Origin of the sequence: Kroppenstedtia guangzhouensis (assembly GCF_014637345.1) — a bacterium.
Taxonomy (GTDB): domain Bacteria; phylum Bacillota; class Bacilli; order Thermoactinomycetales; family DSM-45169; genus Kroppenstedtia; species Kroppenstedtia guangzhouensis.
Genome location: NZ_BMEX01000027.1, coordinates 3,436 through 20,457 on the forward strand (window position 1 = coordinate 3,436; position 17,022 = coordinate 20,457).

Annotated in this window: 16 protein-coding genes; all 16 read left to right on the forward strand. The window is 51.6% G+C overall.

The features are described from left to right. A partial coding sequence (locus IEV46_RS16765; protein ID WP_188433666.1) for a hypothetical protein occupies positions 1 to 321 on the forward strand: 321 nt, incomplete at its 5' end. A 158-nt stretch (positions 322 to 479) separates the two neighbouring features. Then, positions 480 to 662, forward strand: coding sequence for a helix-turn-helix domain-containing protein (locus IEV46_RS16770; protein WP_188433667.1), 183 nt, complete (start codon positions 480 to 482; stop codon positions 660 to 662). A 105-nt stretch (positions 663 to 767) separates the two neighbouring features. Then, positions 768 to 2,318 carry a hypothetical protein gene (locus tag IEV46_RS16775; RefSeq protein ID WP_188433668.1) on the forward strand — a complete coding sequence of 517 codons (1,551 nt, stop codon included), beginning with the start codon at positions 768 to 770 and terminating at the stop codon, positions 2,316 to 2,318. A gap of 213 nt (positions 2,319 to 2,531) precedes the next feature. Next, positions 2,532 to 2,741 (forward strand): hypothetical protein, encoded by a 210-nt coding sequence (locus tag IEV46_RS16780; protein WP_188433669.1) that lies wholly within the window; start codon positions 2,532 to 2,534, stop codon positions 2,739 to 2,741. Between the two features lie 315 nt (positions 2,742 to 3,056). Then, a complete protein-coding gene (locus IEV46_RS16785) occupies positions 3,057 to 3,773 on the forward strand; it encodes a hypothetical protein (RefSeq protein ID WP_188433670.1) in 717 nt (238 codons plus the stop codon). A gap of 14 nt (positions 3,774 to 3,787) precedes the next feature. Continuing rightward, positions 3,788 to 4,459, forward strand: coding sequence for a class D sortase, LPxTATN-specific (gene srtD, locus IEV46_RS16790; RefSeq protein ID WP_188433671.1), 672 nt, complete (start codon positions 3,788 to 3,790; stop codon positions 4,457 to 4,459). A gap of 82 nt (positions 4,460 to 4,541) precedes the next feature. Beyond that, positions 4,542 to 5,396: a conjugal transfer protein gene (locus IEV46_RS16795; protein ID WP_188433672.1), complete on the forward strand. Its 855-nt coding sequence runs from the start codon at positions 4,542 to 4,544 to the stop codon at positions 5,394 to 5,396. 137 nt (positions 5,397 to 5,533) lie between these two features. After that, positions 5,534 to 5,776 (forward strand): hypothetical protein, encoded by a 243-nt coding sequence (locus IEV46_RS16800; protein WP_188433673.1) that lies wholly within the window; start codon positions 5,534 to 5,536, stop codon positions 5,774 to 5,776. Position 5,777: 1 nt separating this feature from the next. After that, entirely contained in the window at positions 5,778 to 6,143 is a 366-nt protein-coding gene (locus tag IEV46_RS16805) for a hypothetical protein (RefSeq protein ID WP_188433674.1), read from the forward strand. A gap of 13 nt (positions 6,144 to 6,156) precedes the next feature. Next, positions 6,157 to 8,649 (forward strand): ATP-binding protein, encoded by a 2,493-nt coding sequence (locus tag IEV46_RS16810; protein ID WP_188433675.1) that lies wholly within the window; start codon positions 6,157 to 6,159, stop codon positions 8,647 to 8,649. A 1-nt stretch (position 8,650) separates the two neighbouring features. Next, the gene (locus IEV46_RS16815; protein WP_188433676.1) at positions 8,651 to 9,130 is read left to right on the forward strand and encodes a hypothetical protein; all 480 of its coding nucleotides are present in this window, start codon (positions 8,651 to 8,653) and stop codon (positions 9,128 to 9,130) included. Continuing rightward, positions 9,106 to 11,211 (forward strand): hypothetical protein, encoded by a 2,106-nt coding sequence (locus IEV46_RS16820; protein ID WP_188433677.1) that lies wholly within the window; start codon positions 9,106 to 9,108, stop codon positions 11,209 to 11,211. Before IEV46_RS16815 ends, IEV46_RS16820 begins: the two co-directional genes overlap by 25 nt. A 28-nt stretch (positions 11,212 to 11,239) precedes the next feature. Next, on the forward strand, positions 11,240 to 11,929 hold the full coding sequence (locus tag IEV46_RS16825) for a hypothetical protein (RefSeq protein WP_188433678.1): 690 nt from the start codon (positions 11,240 to 11,242) through the stop codon (positions 11,927 to 11,929). Then, positions 11,929 to 13,020: a transglycosylase SLT domain-containing protein gene (locus IEV46_RS16830; protein ID WP_188433679.1), complete on the forward strand. Its 1,092-nt coding sequence runs from the start codon at positions 11,929 to 11,931 to the stop codon at positions 13,018 to 13,020. Before IEV46_RS16825 ends, IEV46_RS16830 begins: the two co-directional genes overlap by 1 nt. 19 nt (positions 13,021 to 13,039) lie before the next feature. Next, positions 13,040 to 15,811, forward strand: coding sequence for a type IV secretory system conjugative DNA transfer family protein (locus tag IEV46_RS16835; protein ID WP_188433680.1), 2,772 nt, complete (start codon positions 13,040 to 13,042; stop codon positions 15,809 to 15,811). Between the two features lie 3 nt (positions 15,812 to 15,814). Continuing rightward, positions 15,815 to 16,780, forward strand: coding sequence for a hypothetical protein (locus tag IEV46_RS16840; RefSeq protein WP_188433681.1), 966 nt, complete (start codon positions 15,815 to 15,817; stop codon positions 16,778 to 16,780). The last annotated feature ends 242 nt before the right edge of the window (positions 16,781 to 17,022 follow it).

Genomic DNA, 17,022 nt, shown 5'->3' on the forward strand with positions numbered 1-17,022 from the left:
AAGGCTACCGGTACCGATGGTGGTACTGATCCCGGTACCCCGAAGGCTACCGGTACCGATGGTGGTACTGATCCCGGTACCCCGAAGGCTACCGAAATTGACATTGCTCAAATGGCTAAGAAGTTAAGTGAACAGCGGAAGAGAAAAAGAAAAATGACCTACGATCAACGATTCAAGAAAAAAAACGTTGCTATAGAGATGGAATTGGTTCGACTGATTGATGCTGAGTCAGGAGGTGAAAGAGGAGAGGTGAAACGCATTTTCAATACCGCTTTACGAATGTATTACGGGTTACCTTTGAATGGATATGAAGATGAATGATCCTTTATCATCGCCGGTTACCGGCGTTTTTATTTTGTCTATGGAATGAATTAAATGTGTTTTTTTGATTTATATAAGAAATAACATGAAATAAACGCTTTACAAAGGGAATGAAAAGAAATATAATGAATATATCAAACTAAGGGGTGATTAAAAAAATGTCAGATATTATGACTCCAGCGCAAGTGGCAAAACGTTTGCAAGTCACGGAACGGACAGTGTACAAATACCTTGCAAACGGCGAAATGGAAGCGGTGAAAATCGGTAGAGTTTGGCGTATCACTGAGGAGCAGCTTCAAAAATTCATTCAGAAGAATACCAGGAAAAAGGAAGATAAATAAATGAAAAAGATGGCCCGACAAGTAATGACAATGAAAAAATAAAAAGCCTTGGACGATGGCGAGATCGTCCAAGGCGTCAACACCATAAAGGAGTTGATTGAAACGATGGAATGGTACCACGAATGGCAGCAGAAAGCAAGAAACCGTTATCAAGATGGCTATTATCCGAAACATAAACGAATGCCTAATTTTATCGTACGTTTTCTGTATGGGATCGGTTACTTTCTGGGTGATTTTGTCCCCCTCACGTTGAACCTGTTGGAGGGAATCTATAGAACGATTCAGCGATTGCTAGCTTTTATTGCCGAACTGCTGATCGATGCATCCACGGGTATTGTCCTCGTTGGATCGATCGTTTTTAGTATCACCCACTCTATCGAGTTATTGCGCGCCTGGGGGGCAACAGACGGTTTGGAATATATCGGGGTGCTGATGTTTGAGGTGGTTTTCATCTCGGCGACCGCTACCCTGACTAAAATGTTGATGAAGGGGAAGACACCCAGCTTTAAAAACTTCGGTTTTGTATTTTCTATTTCGGGCTTCACGATGGGCATCCTTTTTGTCTTTTGGTCCAATATTTCGGGTATGGCCGACGGTTGGGGAGGAACGGTTATTGGAGGTGCTACGCCCATTCTGTTGATCATCTCCGAAGGGCTGATCGCTTATCGCTACATGGATGAAACAGAGGATGAGAGCAAGATGATGGAGCTCATCCAGAGAAATCAGCTATCGATTGGAGATGTAACGAAAGCCCTCGAAATCTACTTGTCCAACCAGAGGAAGATGGAATTGGAGAGTCAGAAAATCTCCAGCAACCGGGAGGAGGAAAAGTTCGAGGAATCTCCTCTGGAGAATCTGGAGAGTGGAGATCTGGAGAATCCTCCAACTGAAAACCGGGAGACTGGAGACCTGGAGAATCCTCCAGCCGAAAATCTGGAGACCTCCAAGTTGGAGACCTCCAGACTGGAGGAAAAGAAACTGGAGAATCAGGAGAGTCTGGAGACTGGAGAGCTGGAGACCTCCCGGCAAAAGTTGACTGAATCTATCACCAGTTGGAAATTAGAGAACCTCCCACCGAGGGTGGAGAATCGGGCGAAACCCACGTCGCTCAAGGTTTCCACGCTGGAGGGAGAAAAACTGGAGGATCAGAAGCTGGAGGATCAAAAGCTGGAGGCTGGAGAGTTGGAGAAACCGGAGTCTGGAGATCTGGAGAATCTGGAGACTTCCAAACTGGAGGAATTTGCAACTGGAGAAATGGAGACTTCCAGTTTGGAGGATCTGGAGGTGGAGACTGGAGAGCAGATTGGAGAGCTGGAGGAAAAATTGGAGACTCCGAAACTGGAGGCTGGAGAATCCTCCAGCGTGGAGAATCTGGAGACTGGAGAATCCTCCAACCTGGAGAATCAGAAACAGGAGACCTCCAAGGTGGAGAAGGTGGAGAAAGAGGAGAAGTTCACAAAAGAGGATCTGGAGCACTTCAGCCGGGAGGAGCTGGAGGCGATGAAGGGAGCCGACCCCGAAGATGTCGCCGTCCGGATTCTGGAGAGGGAGGGGGAACTTCCGGGAAGACCCCGGTTGAAGCGTCTCACGGGTTGCACGGAGTGGGATGCCCGGAAAACACTTCGCGAATTGAAGAAGGAACTGAACGCAAGCTGAGTTACATGGTAGCCGTCCCGGATTGGGGCGGTTTTTTATATTGTCCAAAAGCAGCGGTTACAATGGGAGGGATACATAGGACGAACAGGAGTGACGCATATGAAGTTTACGCCAGGTCAAGAAACCGTAGTTACCCTTTATTTTGATGAGAGTACTCCAAAAGAGTTCCTTGAATTGCTTCAGAAAGAATGGGAAATAGGAGGCCCTGGCAGATTGGGGGATCTATTGGTGCAGGCAGTCAGCCAGGACTTGATTTCAGCAACAGATATCGCAAAGCGACGGGGGATAACACGGCAGGGGGCGTGGAAGGCAGCTAGAGAAGAGGCGGCCAAAGGGGCAGATTGGCCTAGAAAAAACGAAAAAGGGGAATGGGTGGCGCCCTTAAGTGAATGGCAGCGGCTGTTTGAAAAACGGAAAAAGTAGACGGAAGATTAAAAATTATTTTAATTCAGAAAATGGGTTTACAGTTTACCTGTCGTCAACTATACTGGAATTAGCGGTTGGAAATACTTGCACCTTGACAACTGGATATTTTTTTGAATCCGTTGAAACGGTTAGGTTCATTCTGTATGATGGGAACGTAAGTTCCCTAATCTTCAGGGTTAGGAGTGAGAGAAAATGAAGTAATTCCTTGGTTGTATTTATCGAAAAATCGTGAATTTAAAAGGGTTTCGTTGCATTTACACAGAATCCATCTCATCTAACTGGGAGATGGGCATCCCTCCAAGGAGGATGTCCATGAAAAAAAAGAACTTGGTGACGATCTGTGCTTTGTCGCTTACTATTCCTATGACCCTGTATGCCCCCGTCGTGAAGGCGGCTCCAAATCTGGTTCCGAACATTGGGAACGAAATGCAGCCTCCTGAAGTGGAAACTCCGCCGGCTCAAAAGCCGGAAAGGGTGGATCCCCCACAAGAAAGGCCGGCGCAACCGGAAAATCCGGATCCCTCGGTGGGGAATCCCAACGATTGGGAGACCACTCCAACTCCGGCAGCACCCGAACCGGAACCTCAAAGGCCGGATTCAAAGCCGGAAGAGAAACCTACCAATCCAGAACCGAAACCGGAGAAGCCGACACCCAACGATTCGGGTTCGTCTCCCGTGCCAAAGCCCAAGTCAGAACCTCAAAGGCAGGATCCAAAGCCGGAAAAGGAAGAACAATCGGTTGCAATGCCTTCCGGTGATCGGAGTCAACAGGATGGCATCATGATCGCGGATGCTGGCGGAACGGACGGGGACCAGGGTGGAAAAGACGATGTGAATACCGCCGATTCAACGGAAAAAACGGCAGGAACCAATGAAGAGGCTCCCCAGACAAAGGACGACAAGATGGTAAAAACGGCTGTCGGTGCTGATCAGGTAAGTCTATTGATCTCCCTGATCGGGGCGACCCTTACTCTCGGAATTCTGCTGCTCCGCTTCGCACCGGCCGTCTTCCGTAGGGAGACCGCCTAAAAAGGAATCTCGGAATGGAAAAGCCGTACTACCTAAACTACCCGGTTCCGGTAAAGAAATACGTCTTGACGGCCCTGGGATTCCTCGGTTTTCTGGCCGGATTTGTTGCTACCCTTGTGGTCGGTTTTCAGTTGTGGACCGAAGTCCAACGGGCGGAGGCCCAACAGCAGGCTATCCACGCAACCCCGCTTCCGGAACCGGCAACTCCGGTTCAACCGTTTCAGGAAGAGGAGCAAGAGGAGTCCGTCTTCGTGTGGAAGAAGCGTCCCCGCGTAGGGGAAGAGAGCGGAATTCTCCTCATCCCCCGGATCGGAGCGAAAATTCCAATCTGGGAGGGAACCGGAGATCGGCAACTGGAACGCGGAGTAGGTCATCACCAAACTTCGGTTTTGCCCGGAGAACCGGATAACTCAGTTCTTGCTGGCCACCGGGAAACGGCTTTTCGTCACGCGAAAAAGATCCGCATCGGAGACACGATCCAGGTGAAAACGGATGACTATACTTTCACCTTCAAGGTGACGAAGAAGTGGGTGGCCGACGCGGACGATCCGGTGGTGGCGAGCAACAATACGAGGGAAGCCCGATTGATCACCTACACATGCTGGCCGGTTGAAGCAGTTTATTCCGGCTATGCACCCCAACGATACGTCATTGAATCGAAATTATCTCAAATTGAAACACATTGACAGGGGTGCCCATCTCCCGCCCCTTTTTGGGATAGATTATCTATCCCATTTTTTCATCTTCGGTCCGGATAGGAGGTTGGATATGGACCGCTACCGATTGAAGGCCGTAATGAAAACGGTCGGATACACCATCTTGTGGCTGGGGATCATTCTTTTTGCTACCCGTCAAAGTGTTCTGATGTTCAAAGAGACCCAAACCGAGTCCCAGCAGAGGGAGGCAGCTCCTGTGGTTCAGGAAGTCCCAGAGGCAGCCAAAACCACGGTGCGTAAGTTCCTGATTCACTGGTTGTACGCGAGCAGCGAGGAATCTACAGCAGAAAAAATCGAGCGTTTGGAGAAGTATTCGACCTCAGGATTGGTCGAGAGGCTGAAGCAAAAACCGAATCTGTTGATCACTGTGGAGTCCAGCAAAAAAGAGACTGTTCAAGCCAACTCCATTGATCCGTGGAAAGCAAAGTGGATAAAGAAAGAGGAAGGCAAGAGGGCCATGATCACCTTCAATGTGGTGATGCAGGATGGCCGGGATATCTATCTGAAGGTTCCGGTGGTCAAAACAGGCACTTGGGCGGTGGAAGGGTTGCCCGCACTGGTCCCAGGGGAGAAGCAAAAGGAGCGGCCGGATCCGGAAACCACAACGGTACCAGAATTGAAAGAAGTGGAGGCGGTGGTGGATGGATTCTTCAGCGCTTGGTTGGCGGGGAAAACCGAAGCCATTTCTCGCTACAGCAAAACAGATGATTTACAGACTACCAATGCGTTGGAAAAACTTCACGGACAATACGAGGGAGTTACAGTCGAAGGTCTCTCCGAAACTCCATTGAAGGTGAAAGCCGTTGTGACAGTGCAAGACGCCTATGGTCAGACCCTTTCCTTTGAGTATCGACTGATGATGAAAAAGGCGGAGGACAATCAGTGGTACATCACGGGGATGGAGTAGGGAATGCAGGTTCCTATGATGGTTTGAAGATCACAGTTTTCTATATGAAGTGATCCCATATGTTGCAGTTGGTTTGATAGTTGTGTTGGCAGTGTATCGGACTGCGGCGAAACGTCACAAAAAAGGAGGGCAAGGGAATGGTTGATCCTTTTGAGGTTGTAAAAAATTTGGCTTTTGCCATTGTGGGAGTGGGTGGGGCGATCGCGCTGGTGATATTGGTCTTCAAGGCCTTGGCGGCTTTGTCCAAGGGAGCGGCCCAAGCCTTTGTCGGAGCTTTACTCTTTGCGCTGATCATTATGATGTTCACCAACGGGCAAGAATCGATGGAGCTTTTGGAAGACCTAGGGGACGGTTTAAAGAAAGCGATAGGGTTGGGTTGATATGCGCGAATTAGACACCTATACCGAGGTTCTCAAAGTAAAACGGCTGTTTCGCCACTTGGAGGGGATTCCAATTCCCCTTCCCTTCCCAGCAACAACAACGGCTTTGGTCGCTGGCATTTTGTTGGAAGTCGTGATGTTCAAGTGGGTTCCTTACGGGAACCCACTTATCAAATATGTGATTATTCCCCTTGGGACCGCATCGTTTATCAGCTATTACGAGCCGGAGGGGATTAACTTGTTTCAACAAGCCTATCGACAAGTTCGTCGTCGCCTGAGGCCGCGGCGCCGGGTTGTCAACCGGGCGGTGTCCCTCAAAGGGATGCGAAAGCAATATCCGCACATGACCTATATCCATCGGAACTGAAAGGAGGAAGAGCATGATCTACCTGCCGGATGAAATGCGGGGGAATATAACCATGATCAATGGGATTCCTTTCGCCTGGGGCCGAAAAGATGCCTATACCTATAGTTCACTGTCGGATCAGGAGAAAGAATCTCGTTATCAGGAGGCCACTAACTTTTTCCGTAAGGGCGTGTTCCCGGGTTCTGTGGGGTATATGTGGCTGGTGCGTAAGGAGCAGAATTGGGAGGTGGAGCTGGACCGGATCGTGGCCCGGGCTCCCCGCCACCATCGGGATGCCTTGAAGAAATCAAATGACGCCTGGCTGCGGATGATTCGGAGAGAACAGGCTCAGTCCCGCTATGAGTTTATTTTCGCCCTGGAGCTGGGGCAGCAGGAGCAATTTTTGTCCAACCTGACCCGGTGGTTACCGCTGAAAAAAGATTTCCTGGAGCGGTTGATCGGGAAGACCTCTTCTCCCGTCCTCCAAAATGATGGAGTGTTCATGGGGTATCAGCGAGCGTTTGCGAACCAGGTTCACCAAATGGGCGGTGTGGAGCCACTGGAAGCGGTAGAAATCGCGGATTTCTACCGACAGCACAGCTATCAGAGCCTGCCGATGCCGCGGATCGGAGAAGCGTTGACGACCCTCTTTCCCTGGGAGCGGAAAGACAAAACCTTTTTGCTACCCAACGCCATTGAAGACGAGGGGAAATGGGTCCGGATCGATGCCCCTGAGGGTGTCCAGTATGTCAGCTATGTGACGGTTGCCTTGATTCCAAACAAAATCTGGGCCCCCGGCTTTGACTTGATGCATGATATTCCCGCGCTGGGATGCAACATTCAGGGCCTGGTCCAGTGGACCCAGAAGGGATACCGGCAAGCCCGGACGACGGCCGGCTGGAAAAAGAAAGCGGCAAAGGCCAACCGAAAGCACATCAGCCAGGTAGATGACCCGTCGCTGATGGACGACGATGGAGAGTTAGACGCCGAACTGATGGAAACAGAGATCGCTCGGAAGAAAAGCCCAATGAATCAGCTGCGGATGGTATTCCAAGTGACGGCGGAATCTCCCGATGATTTGAATGAGCAATGTAAAACCCTGATGGATCATCTCGATAGCAAGGGTGTAACCGCCCACCGACCGTCGGCGGATCAGGGGGAGTATTACGACAGCTGGCTCCCCGGTCCGTATTGGTCTCCTGTGGGATACAAGATCCCGCAACTGCCGGACCGGACGGCGGCGATCGTGATGCCGGGAGCCCTGGATGTGGTAGGGGACCCTACCGGACCGCCCAAAGGGTTCCTCACCAGCAACGGATCGGTCTTCCGGTTCCATCTGGCTTGGGGGGCTCAGAATGATCAATCCTCCCACGTTGTTTTGACCGGTCGGACGGGATCCGGAAAAACAACGCTGATTTATCAGATCGTAGAGGATACGATGATGACCGTGCCGGCCCGGGGGATCATCCCGGACCTGAAAGGCGATCACGAGCGCTGGTCCAACCATCCGACGTTAAAAGACCATGTGCAGCTGGTAGACCTGGACGGGAGAAAAGAATCCGGTCTCCTGTGCCCCTTCCACCTGGGGTTGGATGTGCAAGAGGCCAAGGAAGTTGCGCTGGACTACATTGAACACTCCCTGGGCCTGGATCGGGAACAGCGGGTGTTCGGGCTTCAGAACGATATCATGTCTGCGATCGAGCGGGCGATTAGTAAAGGAAACCCCAGCATGGCCCGGGTGATCGATGAACTGGGAAGCGAAGGTATGCGGGAAGAAGCCCGGGAGATGGCTCAAATGTTAAGTCGGGCCCAACAGTTGCCGCTGGGACGCCTGATTTTCGGAGAAACCCAAGAGGAGAACAGGATCCGGCTTCCAAAAACCGGCCTGATCGTTCTCCGGCTCCGCAACTTGAAGCTACCGGGAAAAGGGGAGACGGCGGTCCGCCTAAGCCAACGTTTGAGTGAGGTGATCATGACCGGAATCTCCGTGCTAAACCGGCAGTTTCTGTTGGAAGGGAAAGAGCAGGGCATTTTCAGTTTCTCAGTATTGGACGAATTTGAAATCTACACCCGGACCCGGACCGGTACCGACCAGGTAAACGAAATTATCCGCCTGGGTCGCTCGAAATTTTGCGGTGCGGTGGTTGCCTCGCAAAACCCCTCCGATGTCCCCAAAAACATACGGAATAACGCCGGGTACTTCATTTGCCTGGGGACCAAAGACTCTGAAGAAACGGAACTGGCGATGCGGGCGATGGAAGTGGATCTGGGGCATGAAACGATCTATAAAACACTGCTGGACCTTGGAACCAAACAGAGTACGAAAGCCAACCAGGGCCGTGCCATTGAACGGAAGGACTCTTACGCCTATGTGAAAGACTTGGCCAACCGGGTGGGGCTGGTGAGATTCCTGATTCCCCAGGCTGAAATGCGGGAGTTCTGGAAGACTCGTCCTGAATTGGAGGAGACGGAAGGAGAGGAAGACGCAGCCAGGGAGATGGAAAAGATCCAGGAGGTGACGACTTAATATGGAAACCGAACGGATGAAAAGTCATCGAGGGTGGATCCTGGCAACGGTGGTAGTCTTGCTGTTGGGAGCTGTCGGGGGCCTCTGGTGGGCCCTGGCTCCTGACGAACTGACCCCGGCGGAAGAGCATGCCAGGAAGTTTGTAGAGGTAGCTTATATCTATCCAAATCCGGATCGTGTCCGTCCGCTGGTGGATCCGGAGTTGGTGGAACCCGGGGCGTATTCGGGAGAAGGATTTCCACCCGGAGAAGTACGGATTGGATCCTTTACAGAAGGGGTTAATCAGACAGTGGTAGTGGTTTTGCCGGAGCACTACGGGGGGCATGCATATGTGGAAATCAATTTAAGCCCAAAGCAAAACGGATGGATTATCACTCACGAAAAAAAGTATCCCGGCAAACCGTCATTTGAAGCCATTCAACAACAACCGGAGTACCAACGGTGGGGGATTGAGACATGGAAAAACGCCGACGTTCGCTAATCCTGCTGACACTGGGGTTCCTCCTTCTGTTCGTGACGGTTCCTGACGGGGATGTATGGGCGTCCGATGATCTACTCCCTGGGGACAAGATCGAATCTCCCTTTTATGAAAAGCATGATCCGGACGCGTACAAGATTGACTATGTTCCAAAAGAAGAACCTGATGGGATTGCGGAGACGATGGAAGTCCAGTTTTATTTGTTTCTCAATATCCTGTTGAATGGATTGTGGAACATTTACGTGTTTTTCGTTGAGTTCACGATCAGAGTGGTGAATTGGGCGTTCAGCAAGGAACTCACCAACGATCTGATTGACATTCTAAATGGGCTATTCCCATCACTGAAAGACACGATCTGGGATAATCTGTGGTTTCTGGGTGCCTCAATCTCTGTACTCGGGGCGGTACTGCTGTGGGGCTATGGGAAAACGCAGAAGTCGATTATGGTCATTGCAGGATTGATTCTGTTGCTGGCGGTGGTTCCCTCCTTACTGGCCAATCTGCCCAGCTGGATGAAAACCACCAACACGATTGCGACGGAGATAAGCGCTCAAGTGATGGTGAAGATGGTAAAAGCGGAGAATCCAAACACGGTTAGTGTTGAAGGTCTGGAAGAATTGAAAGAATCTGACCCTGAGAAGTTTGAACAGGAAATCGCCAAAAGGAATGCACAATGGCAAGAAGAGACGCAACGCAACGGGATTCATGCGGTGGATGATGCCATTTGGAAATCCCTTGTCTATGAACCTTACTTGGTAGCTAACTTTGGGAGCAAGAAAGTGGGCAAGAAGTATTTCAACGGACTGATGAAGCAAGGAGACAGCGATGAGAAACGGAGGGACTACCTGCGGCACGGGGGGGAGAGTGAAAGTTATAAATGGATCAGGAAGGATGGAACCGCTAAAAACAAAGACCTGAAACCTTTTACTCAGGCTGGATTTGCCGGCCGAGCAACGGATGTATTGGTCACGATCTTGTTGGGGGCCATTCCGTTGGTGGCCCTGGTCCTCTTCAGTTTCCTGTGTCTTTACTGGACGGGGATTGCGATGGGCTTCGCGATCCTGGGTGTGATCTATCTTCTGTTAGCGTTTTGGCCGGGTTTTGGGTGGGGAGAAGCCGGATACTGGCTGTATCGGACGTTTTCCGCCCTATTGATGAAAGTATTTTATGCGATCGTCCTGGCTATTTTCCTGGCTACTTGGATTTTGATTCAACCTGGGGGCTCTCATTTGCAAAATCTAGGTTTAGGCGGAAGGATCATTGTAATCGTGTTCCTGTTGCTCGGATTCTGGACCGCGACGGAAGCCCTGCGGAGGAAATGGAACAACCCTCCTGGCCTGCAGGGAGGAGCGATTGCACCGGACGGCGTGGGTGCCAATGATATGGGGATGGCCCTGGGTGGTACGAAAAAGATGACTGGCATGGTCGGAAGAGGATGGCGGGGTCTGCGCCGGTTGAATCGGCACCGGGTTCATCGTCAGAACCAGCGCCAAATCCGAGATGCCCATGCGGAGAATCAGGCGATGTTGCAGCGGATGGAAGCCAGTGCCGGCGTTGCGCCGGATGAGGAACCGGAACAGCGCGTCAGGCTGAAAAGCGGAAGCCGTCACATCGATTCCGGAGTATCAAAAGAGGCAGCGGCTACCTACCGTGAAATGAAGGAAAAGGAATATGACCCTACCGATCCAAAAGATCGAGCCCGTTGGGTGGGAGAAAATCCGGAACAAGCGGATCAGGTGGCTGAGATCGGGAAGTGGTCTGATCAGGAACTTGTCGATCAGGCAGAAGAGCTTTCCAAATTTGACGGCAGCACAGCACCACCGGAACGACCAGCGAAGAACACTCCCGAGTATGAAGTGTGGGAGCGGTCTCCACGGTGGAGGCAACATTGGGGGCTGTACCAATCCGCCAAAAAGCAAGTGGATGAGCGCTATAAAAAGGACTATCGCAAGCGGTACATGAAATACGAAAAATCCTTGTCCCGTTACTTCCGTCAGCCGCCCCGCTATATCCGGCCTTCGGATCGTGCATATCTGAGAGAGTATCGGCGGATGCTGCGGAAGTCGAAAGAGGAAGCGAGGTGATGGGGTGCTCAACAGGGCACCCTCTCCTATGAAACAGTCATGGAAAGAGCGTTGGTGGGACATTCGGGATACGATTATTGAAAACTTGGAAGAGTTTCTGACCGCTTTTTGGGAGCAGGGAGTCAAAAGAGCATGGCATCCAGCCAAGGCTCTTTTGGGACTTGGGGTGATCCTGATTGCTGGTGTGTTGATGATTCACAATTGGTTGAGCGACGGTCCGGAAGAATCACCGCCGGTGTCCGCCCCGAAGCCGCCTGAATACCGGGAACCTTCCCCTCCAGCGGAAATCCAACCGGATTCCGATGTACAGATGGATCCTTCGACTGAAGAGGAGGACTCGGGGTTCAGTCAACAGGATCAAAAAGCAATGAAAGAACTGGGCATTGCTTTTGTACGCGAGTATACAACCTATCACGATCGGGATCTGAAGGAGCGGGCGGAACGAATCCGCCCGTATGTCAGCAAAGACATCTATCAGACGGAAAAAAAAGCAGCAAAGGATGTTCCCGACAATATTCCATCCGAGTCTCGCTTTGACAAGGTGACCCAAATCCGCGTGCAAAGCCGGAGTATCCGGGAAGGAGGCGCGGCCCAAATGATTTGGCTGGGTACTGTGTATTCGGTGATCGATGATGATCAGGAAAATAAGGAACGGATCCAGCTGACATTGGTTCCCCATAAAGACGGGTGGAAAGTGGCGGAGGTGATCTATCACTAATGGAGCCTTCCAAAGCAGAGGTAATGGCTCGTCGGGTGGCCACACGGGCGATACAGGGGGTGGTAGCTAAGGTGGCGCCGGCGGTGGTAAGCGTGTTAGCAAAGGCAGCCATCTATGCCCTGATTGGGATCCTGATCATTCTGATAGTATGGGGCTTGTTTTACGTTATGGTAGGAACTTTTACCGCCATCTTCGGGCCAGCTGCCTATGAACCGCCAGCGACTCCGGCGAATGTCGGTATGATCGAATCGGTGCAATATGCGGATTACATCAATGCGGCCGCCAAACGGCATGGAGTGTCTCCCAGCTTGGTTGCAGCGGTGATCCGACAGGAAAGTCAATTTCAAAAACTGGCTTATAACCCGCGGACCAAAGCCTCGGGCCTGATGCAGTTGCTTCCGGCAACGGCCCGGGAGATGGGGGCGAAAGATATTTTCGACCCCCAACAAAACATTGAAGCGGGAACGAAATACTTGGCGTACTTGTTGGAACGTTACAATAATAATGTCAAATTGGCCTTGGCGGCGTACAACGCTGGTATGGGCAACGTGGATAAGGATCTCAAGGCAGGCGGTGACGGCATCCCGAATTTCCCCGAAACCCAAGCCTATGTGCCTAATGTCCTTTCCTATCAAAAACAGTATGACAAGATGGTCAAGGAGGATGGACAGATCCAGTTCGTCTCCGGTGGTAGCGGGGCGGATAACTACCCTTATAAAACGGCCAATACTTCGGGGGCGGATCGATGGGGATTTTACATTCGGCAATGCACCTCCTTTGTTGCCTGGAGGCTCAACCAAGCGGGGATCCCCTTTCACAACACTATGAAGGGGGGGCGTTTTGGAAACGCGGAAAATTGGGCCGACAACGCCCGGCGCCTGGGCTACACGGTCAACAACAAGCCGGCGGTGGGCGCGGTGGCACAATGGAACGCCGGGGCCTTTGGACACAGCGGTTATGGCCACGTGGCTTATGTGACCGCGGTGGATGGCTCCAAAATCACCATCGAAGAGTACAATTACAAGCGATTCAGTTACTCTCGGCGAACGTTGCCGGCGTCCCAGGTCAGTAACTATATTCACTTTCAATAGATTGACGCGGAGGGATTCCATGCTGGACGATATCCTGAAAAATCTGTTCAAGTTCGATTCCAAGGGAGACGGGGAAATGGCCCAGCTGGGCCGGGCGGTCATCTTCGGGGGGCCGGTGGCTGTCGTGGTGTTGGCCTTTTTGTTTCCAAAAAAGGCGGTTGCGGTGTGGGGAATTCTTTGGGGAAAGGTAAAGGGGCCGGCCACGACTGCGGGGGAAATCACGATCCATGCCCTGATCACCTTGGCCACCCTGATCGGGCTGGCAGCCGTCGGATTCATTTTCCTCCAGGTCTATTATTACTGGCGGGCCGGGCGGGAAGTCCGCTATTACCGGATCCTCCCGCACCGGAGTACTCAGATTAAAACAGAAAAGATCCTCAAGTTTACTAAAGATCTTCATCAACGGCACCGGGTTTGGTATAAACGGTGTTTCCGCGGGCGGGAGTGGTTCCGCTGGTTAATCTATTGCAACCAAGAGACGGGAGAAATTGAATTTTATATGGGCTATCCTCAGGACAAAGAAAACGGCGTAAAGCATTGCTTTCGAGATCATTTTCCCAGTGCAGAGCGCTTGCCGGTAGCCCATGATCAGCTTCCGCTGCCAGGGAATCAAGGAACCGGTGGCTATTTTGCCCTTAATGATCAAGGGGAAAGAGCAGGTCTTCCCTTATCTCCTCTGGATCAGCAGGGGTTGGTAAGTGTACTGACCCATCTGGAACCCGGGACTTGGCTGGATTTGAGATACAGCTCTGAAAAGGGAAAAAGAAAGCTGAAGAAGCGTGTTAAAAAAGGATTGACCAACTTGGGGTTAACGGAGGCCCAGCTCCGAAGTATTTTTCAGCTGGAAGTGAACCATCCGGGAAAGTCTAGATCCGATCTGGACCCAATGGATCGAGCCCGGTACAAATCCCTGTTTGAGCAACATACCGGACGGGAGAAGGCCTTTCAGGTCGCTTTGTATCTGTGGTCCCAGCCGCCGAAGGACCCGGAAAACATTCTGAGTGAGGCCGTCTATGAAGATGTGCGGTCGCAGGTCCATACAACCATGGAACATGATAACTTCATCTATGCCAAACGGTTGCGGTCATTGGCCAAAAAACTGAATCCGATCCGTCAGACCAATCCGATGCCCTGGCCCATCTTCCCCAAAATGCTATGGACTCATTCCGAGATCGGAAACCTGCTGCATCTCCCGCAAGGGCCGACCAAAGAGCAAGAAGAGCGGGATGAACAGCATGTGTACGATCAGGTTCAGCACCTGGTGAAAGGACAGAAGTTGCCGCCGGATGACGAATATCAGGTAGGACTGAACATCGGATACCTCAATCACCCCATCAATAAGCACCGGGTTATCCGAATCGGGCAAAACATTATTCGCAAAATGGGATCCATCGTTGGAGATATCGGATCCGGGAAATCCGCTTTGTTGCTGATGATGATGCAGTCACTGTTGGATGAGTGGTATGAGGATCCGAAAGCAGGTGGATTTACGGGGGTTGACCCCAAGGGAGTTCTGGCCAACACGTTGAAAACCCGAATTTTGAAGGGGGAAAAGGACGGAAAGAAAGTGGACCGGCAGCGGATCCATGTCATCGACCTGGCGTCCACGGAATTTGCCTTCGGGTTGAATCTGCTGCACCGTCACCCGTGGCAGACTCTGGATCAAGTGGTGGACGATACGCTGACCGTTCTGAAGAGCGCTTACAGCGGAGATTCGATTCTCCTTGATAAATATGGTCGGTTGGGCTTGAAAGCGCTGTTGTTGGATCACAGGCCACACACCATTTTGGCGCTGGGTGAGTTTTTGGACAAAGAAAGCCCCCTGCGTGATCGCTTGTTGAAACAGCTTGAAGGATCCGAGGATACCACTCGGAAGGCCTTGGCCCGGGAGATTCGTCGGGAGAAATTCGGCGGAAAGGATACGGAAGTACTGCGGAACCGGCTGATCCGGCTCAAGGATAACCAGATCGCCCGCCGCATGTTCGGCCAGAAGAAAAACAGTCTCAAGGTTCTGGATTGGATCGACCAGGGCCACATCGTGATGTTCAACTGTCAGAACCTGCCGCCGGACGTACTTAAAATCACCATGAACTACATTACCCATCAGTATTGGCAGCTGGCCCAGCGACGGAAATATAAGCAAAAAAACCATCCCCTGATCATTGATGAGGCTCACCTGGTTCAGCTCCCCATCCTGTCCGATATGATTGAAGTGTTGCGGGATTTTGGGCTTCCGCTTTATATGTGCACCCAGTATTACGGGCAATATGAGGATCCCCTGATGTTGGCGGCCTTGGGGCTGGTGGGGACCAAAATTGCATTTAAGCAAGAGGACAAAGCCCATGCCAAGATCGCCTGTGAAAAAGCGGGAAACAGCTTTGAACCTCAGGATATCCAGCGGTTGAAGGCCTTTGAAGCGGCGCTCTATGTGGAAGACAGCAAAGGGGAAAAGCGCCCTATGCTGATCCGGACCGATCCGCCGTACATTTTCGGAAAGGACGGTCAGCCGACTTACTTCGGAGAAGACAAGGATCGGATCGACCGGGAGAAGAACCAGGCATTTGAATGGGCGGATCAGGAGCTGGCCCGACCGCTGCAAGAGCGGGACTGCACCCCAGTAGAAAAGGTGGATCGGGAGATCGACGAGTACTTGGAAAGCCTGTGGGAAATGAAGGAGAAAAAGACCCAGAAGGGAAAGGCCGTCGAGCAATTTGAAATCCCGAAACCTGAACCGGAGGACCAAGCGGAATCCGATGCTCCGGCTCCGTTTTCCATCCCGAAAGGAGAGTGAACGATGGGTGTCATCCATTGGATTAACCACCCGACGATGCCCGTGAAAGACAAGCTAATCATGGTCTTGTATGAGCTGCGGACAGCGAATCGGTACCAGCTGGCGAAGGTTTGCGGTAAATCAGCCCGTAATATTGAAAAGATCATCGAGCGGATCAACAAGGATGCCGCCCAAAAACGAGGGGTACAGGTAGGGAAGCGGATCAAACGGGGCCACGGCCTTGGGATCCGATCTCGCCGGGGGAACAACCGGATCCCCCGGATGTATTCCGTCGGACCGGTCGCTTGGGATCGTGCCCAGGGGTATCTGGGGCAAGAGTTGGATTATGTGGAGCACACGGGGACCCAAGACGAACATTTTGCCGGTCTGAACAATATCCTGCTCCGTCTAATCGAAGCCAAGCGGAAGGAACAAATGGATATGGCGATAGAGCGGGGGCTACTGCAAGCGGGAGATCTTGAAGGGCTGGAGGATTATCAGGTGACCGATCGCTTGGCTGCAGTCGGATTGGATCGGATCGAAGGGCTGGAGTGGGCGAATACGATCGAGGCTCCTCAGGATCTGATCTATATGTGGGAACTGGGCCGGTGGGAGGCCTGGAAGGAAGACGAAAGAAAAAAACGGGAGGAGATGCGGAAAATTGTTCATCCAGACGCCAAAGCCCGGGTGAATGGGCAGATGTTTTGGATCGAGTTTGACAACAATAGTGAGTGGGGGGAGAAGATACGGGAGAAATACCGCAACTATATCGAAACCTTCGAGCCCCTTCCCCGGGAGACCGGTCTTCATTGCCCAGTGGTATGGGTAACGGATGAACCCTCCCGATTAGACTACCTGCAGCGCCAATGGAAACAGGTGAAAGTGGAACCCCGGTTCAAGAATTACAGACAAAAACCGGACATGCACTTCTTTTTATCCGGTCAGGAAACTATTTTTTTGACGAAATTTAACGCCGTGGTTACTTCATGATTCAAGTTGGTACTAGTGTCGGTATAAATATGGTTATAAATGTCGTTATTAACGTCGGATTAAACGTCGGTTACAGTGTCGGTATAAGAACATTCAGTATATAAGCGGAATCCCTTGATTCTTCTAATAAAAATAGTCGCCCACGGCTCCCAACTTGTTCCCTTCGGGAGAGGGTCCTCCCTTCGCTCTTCCGTTTTCGCGTTCCGCGTCCGTCGTCGCTTCGCTCGTTCCCCCTCCCGGGA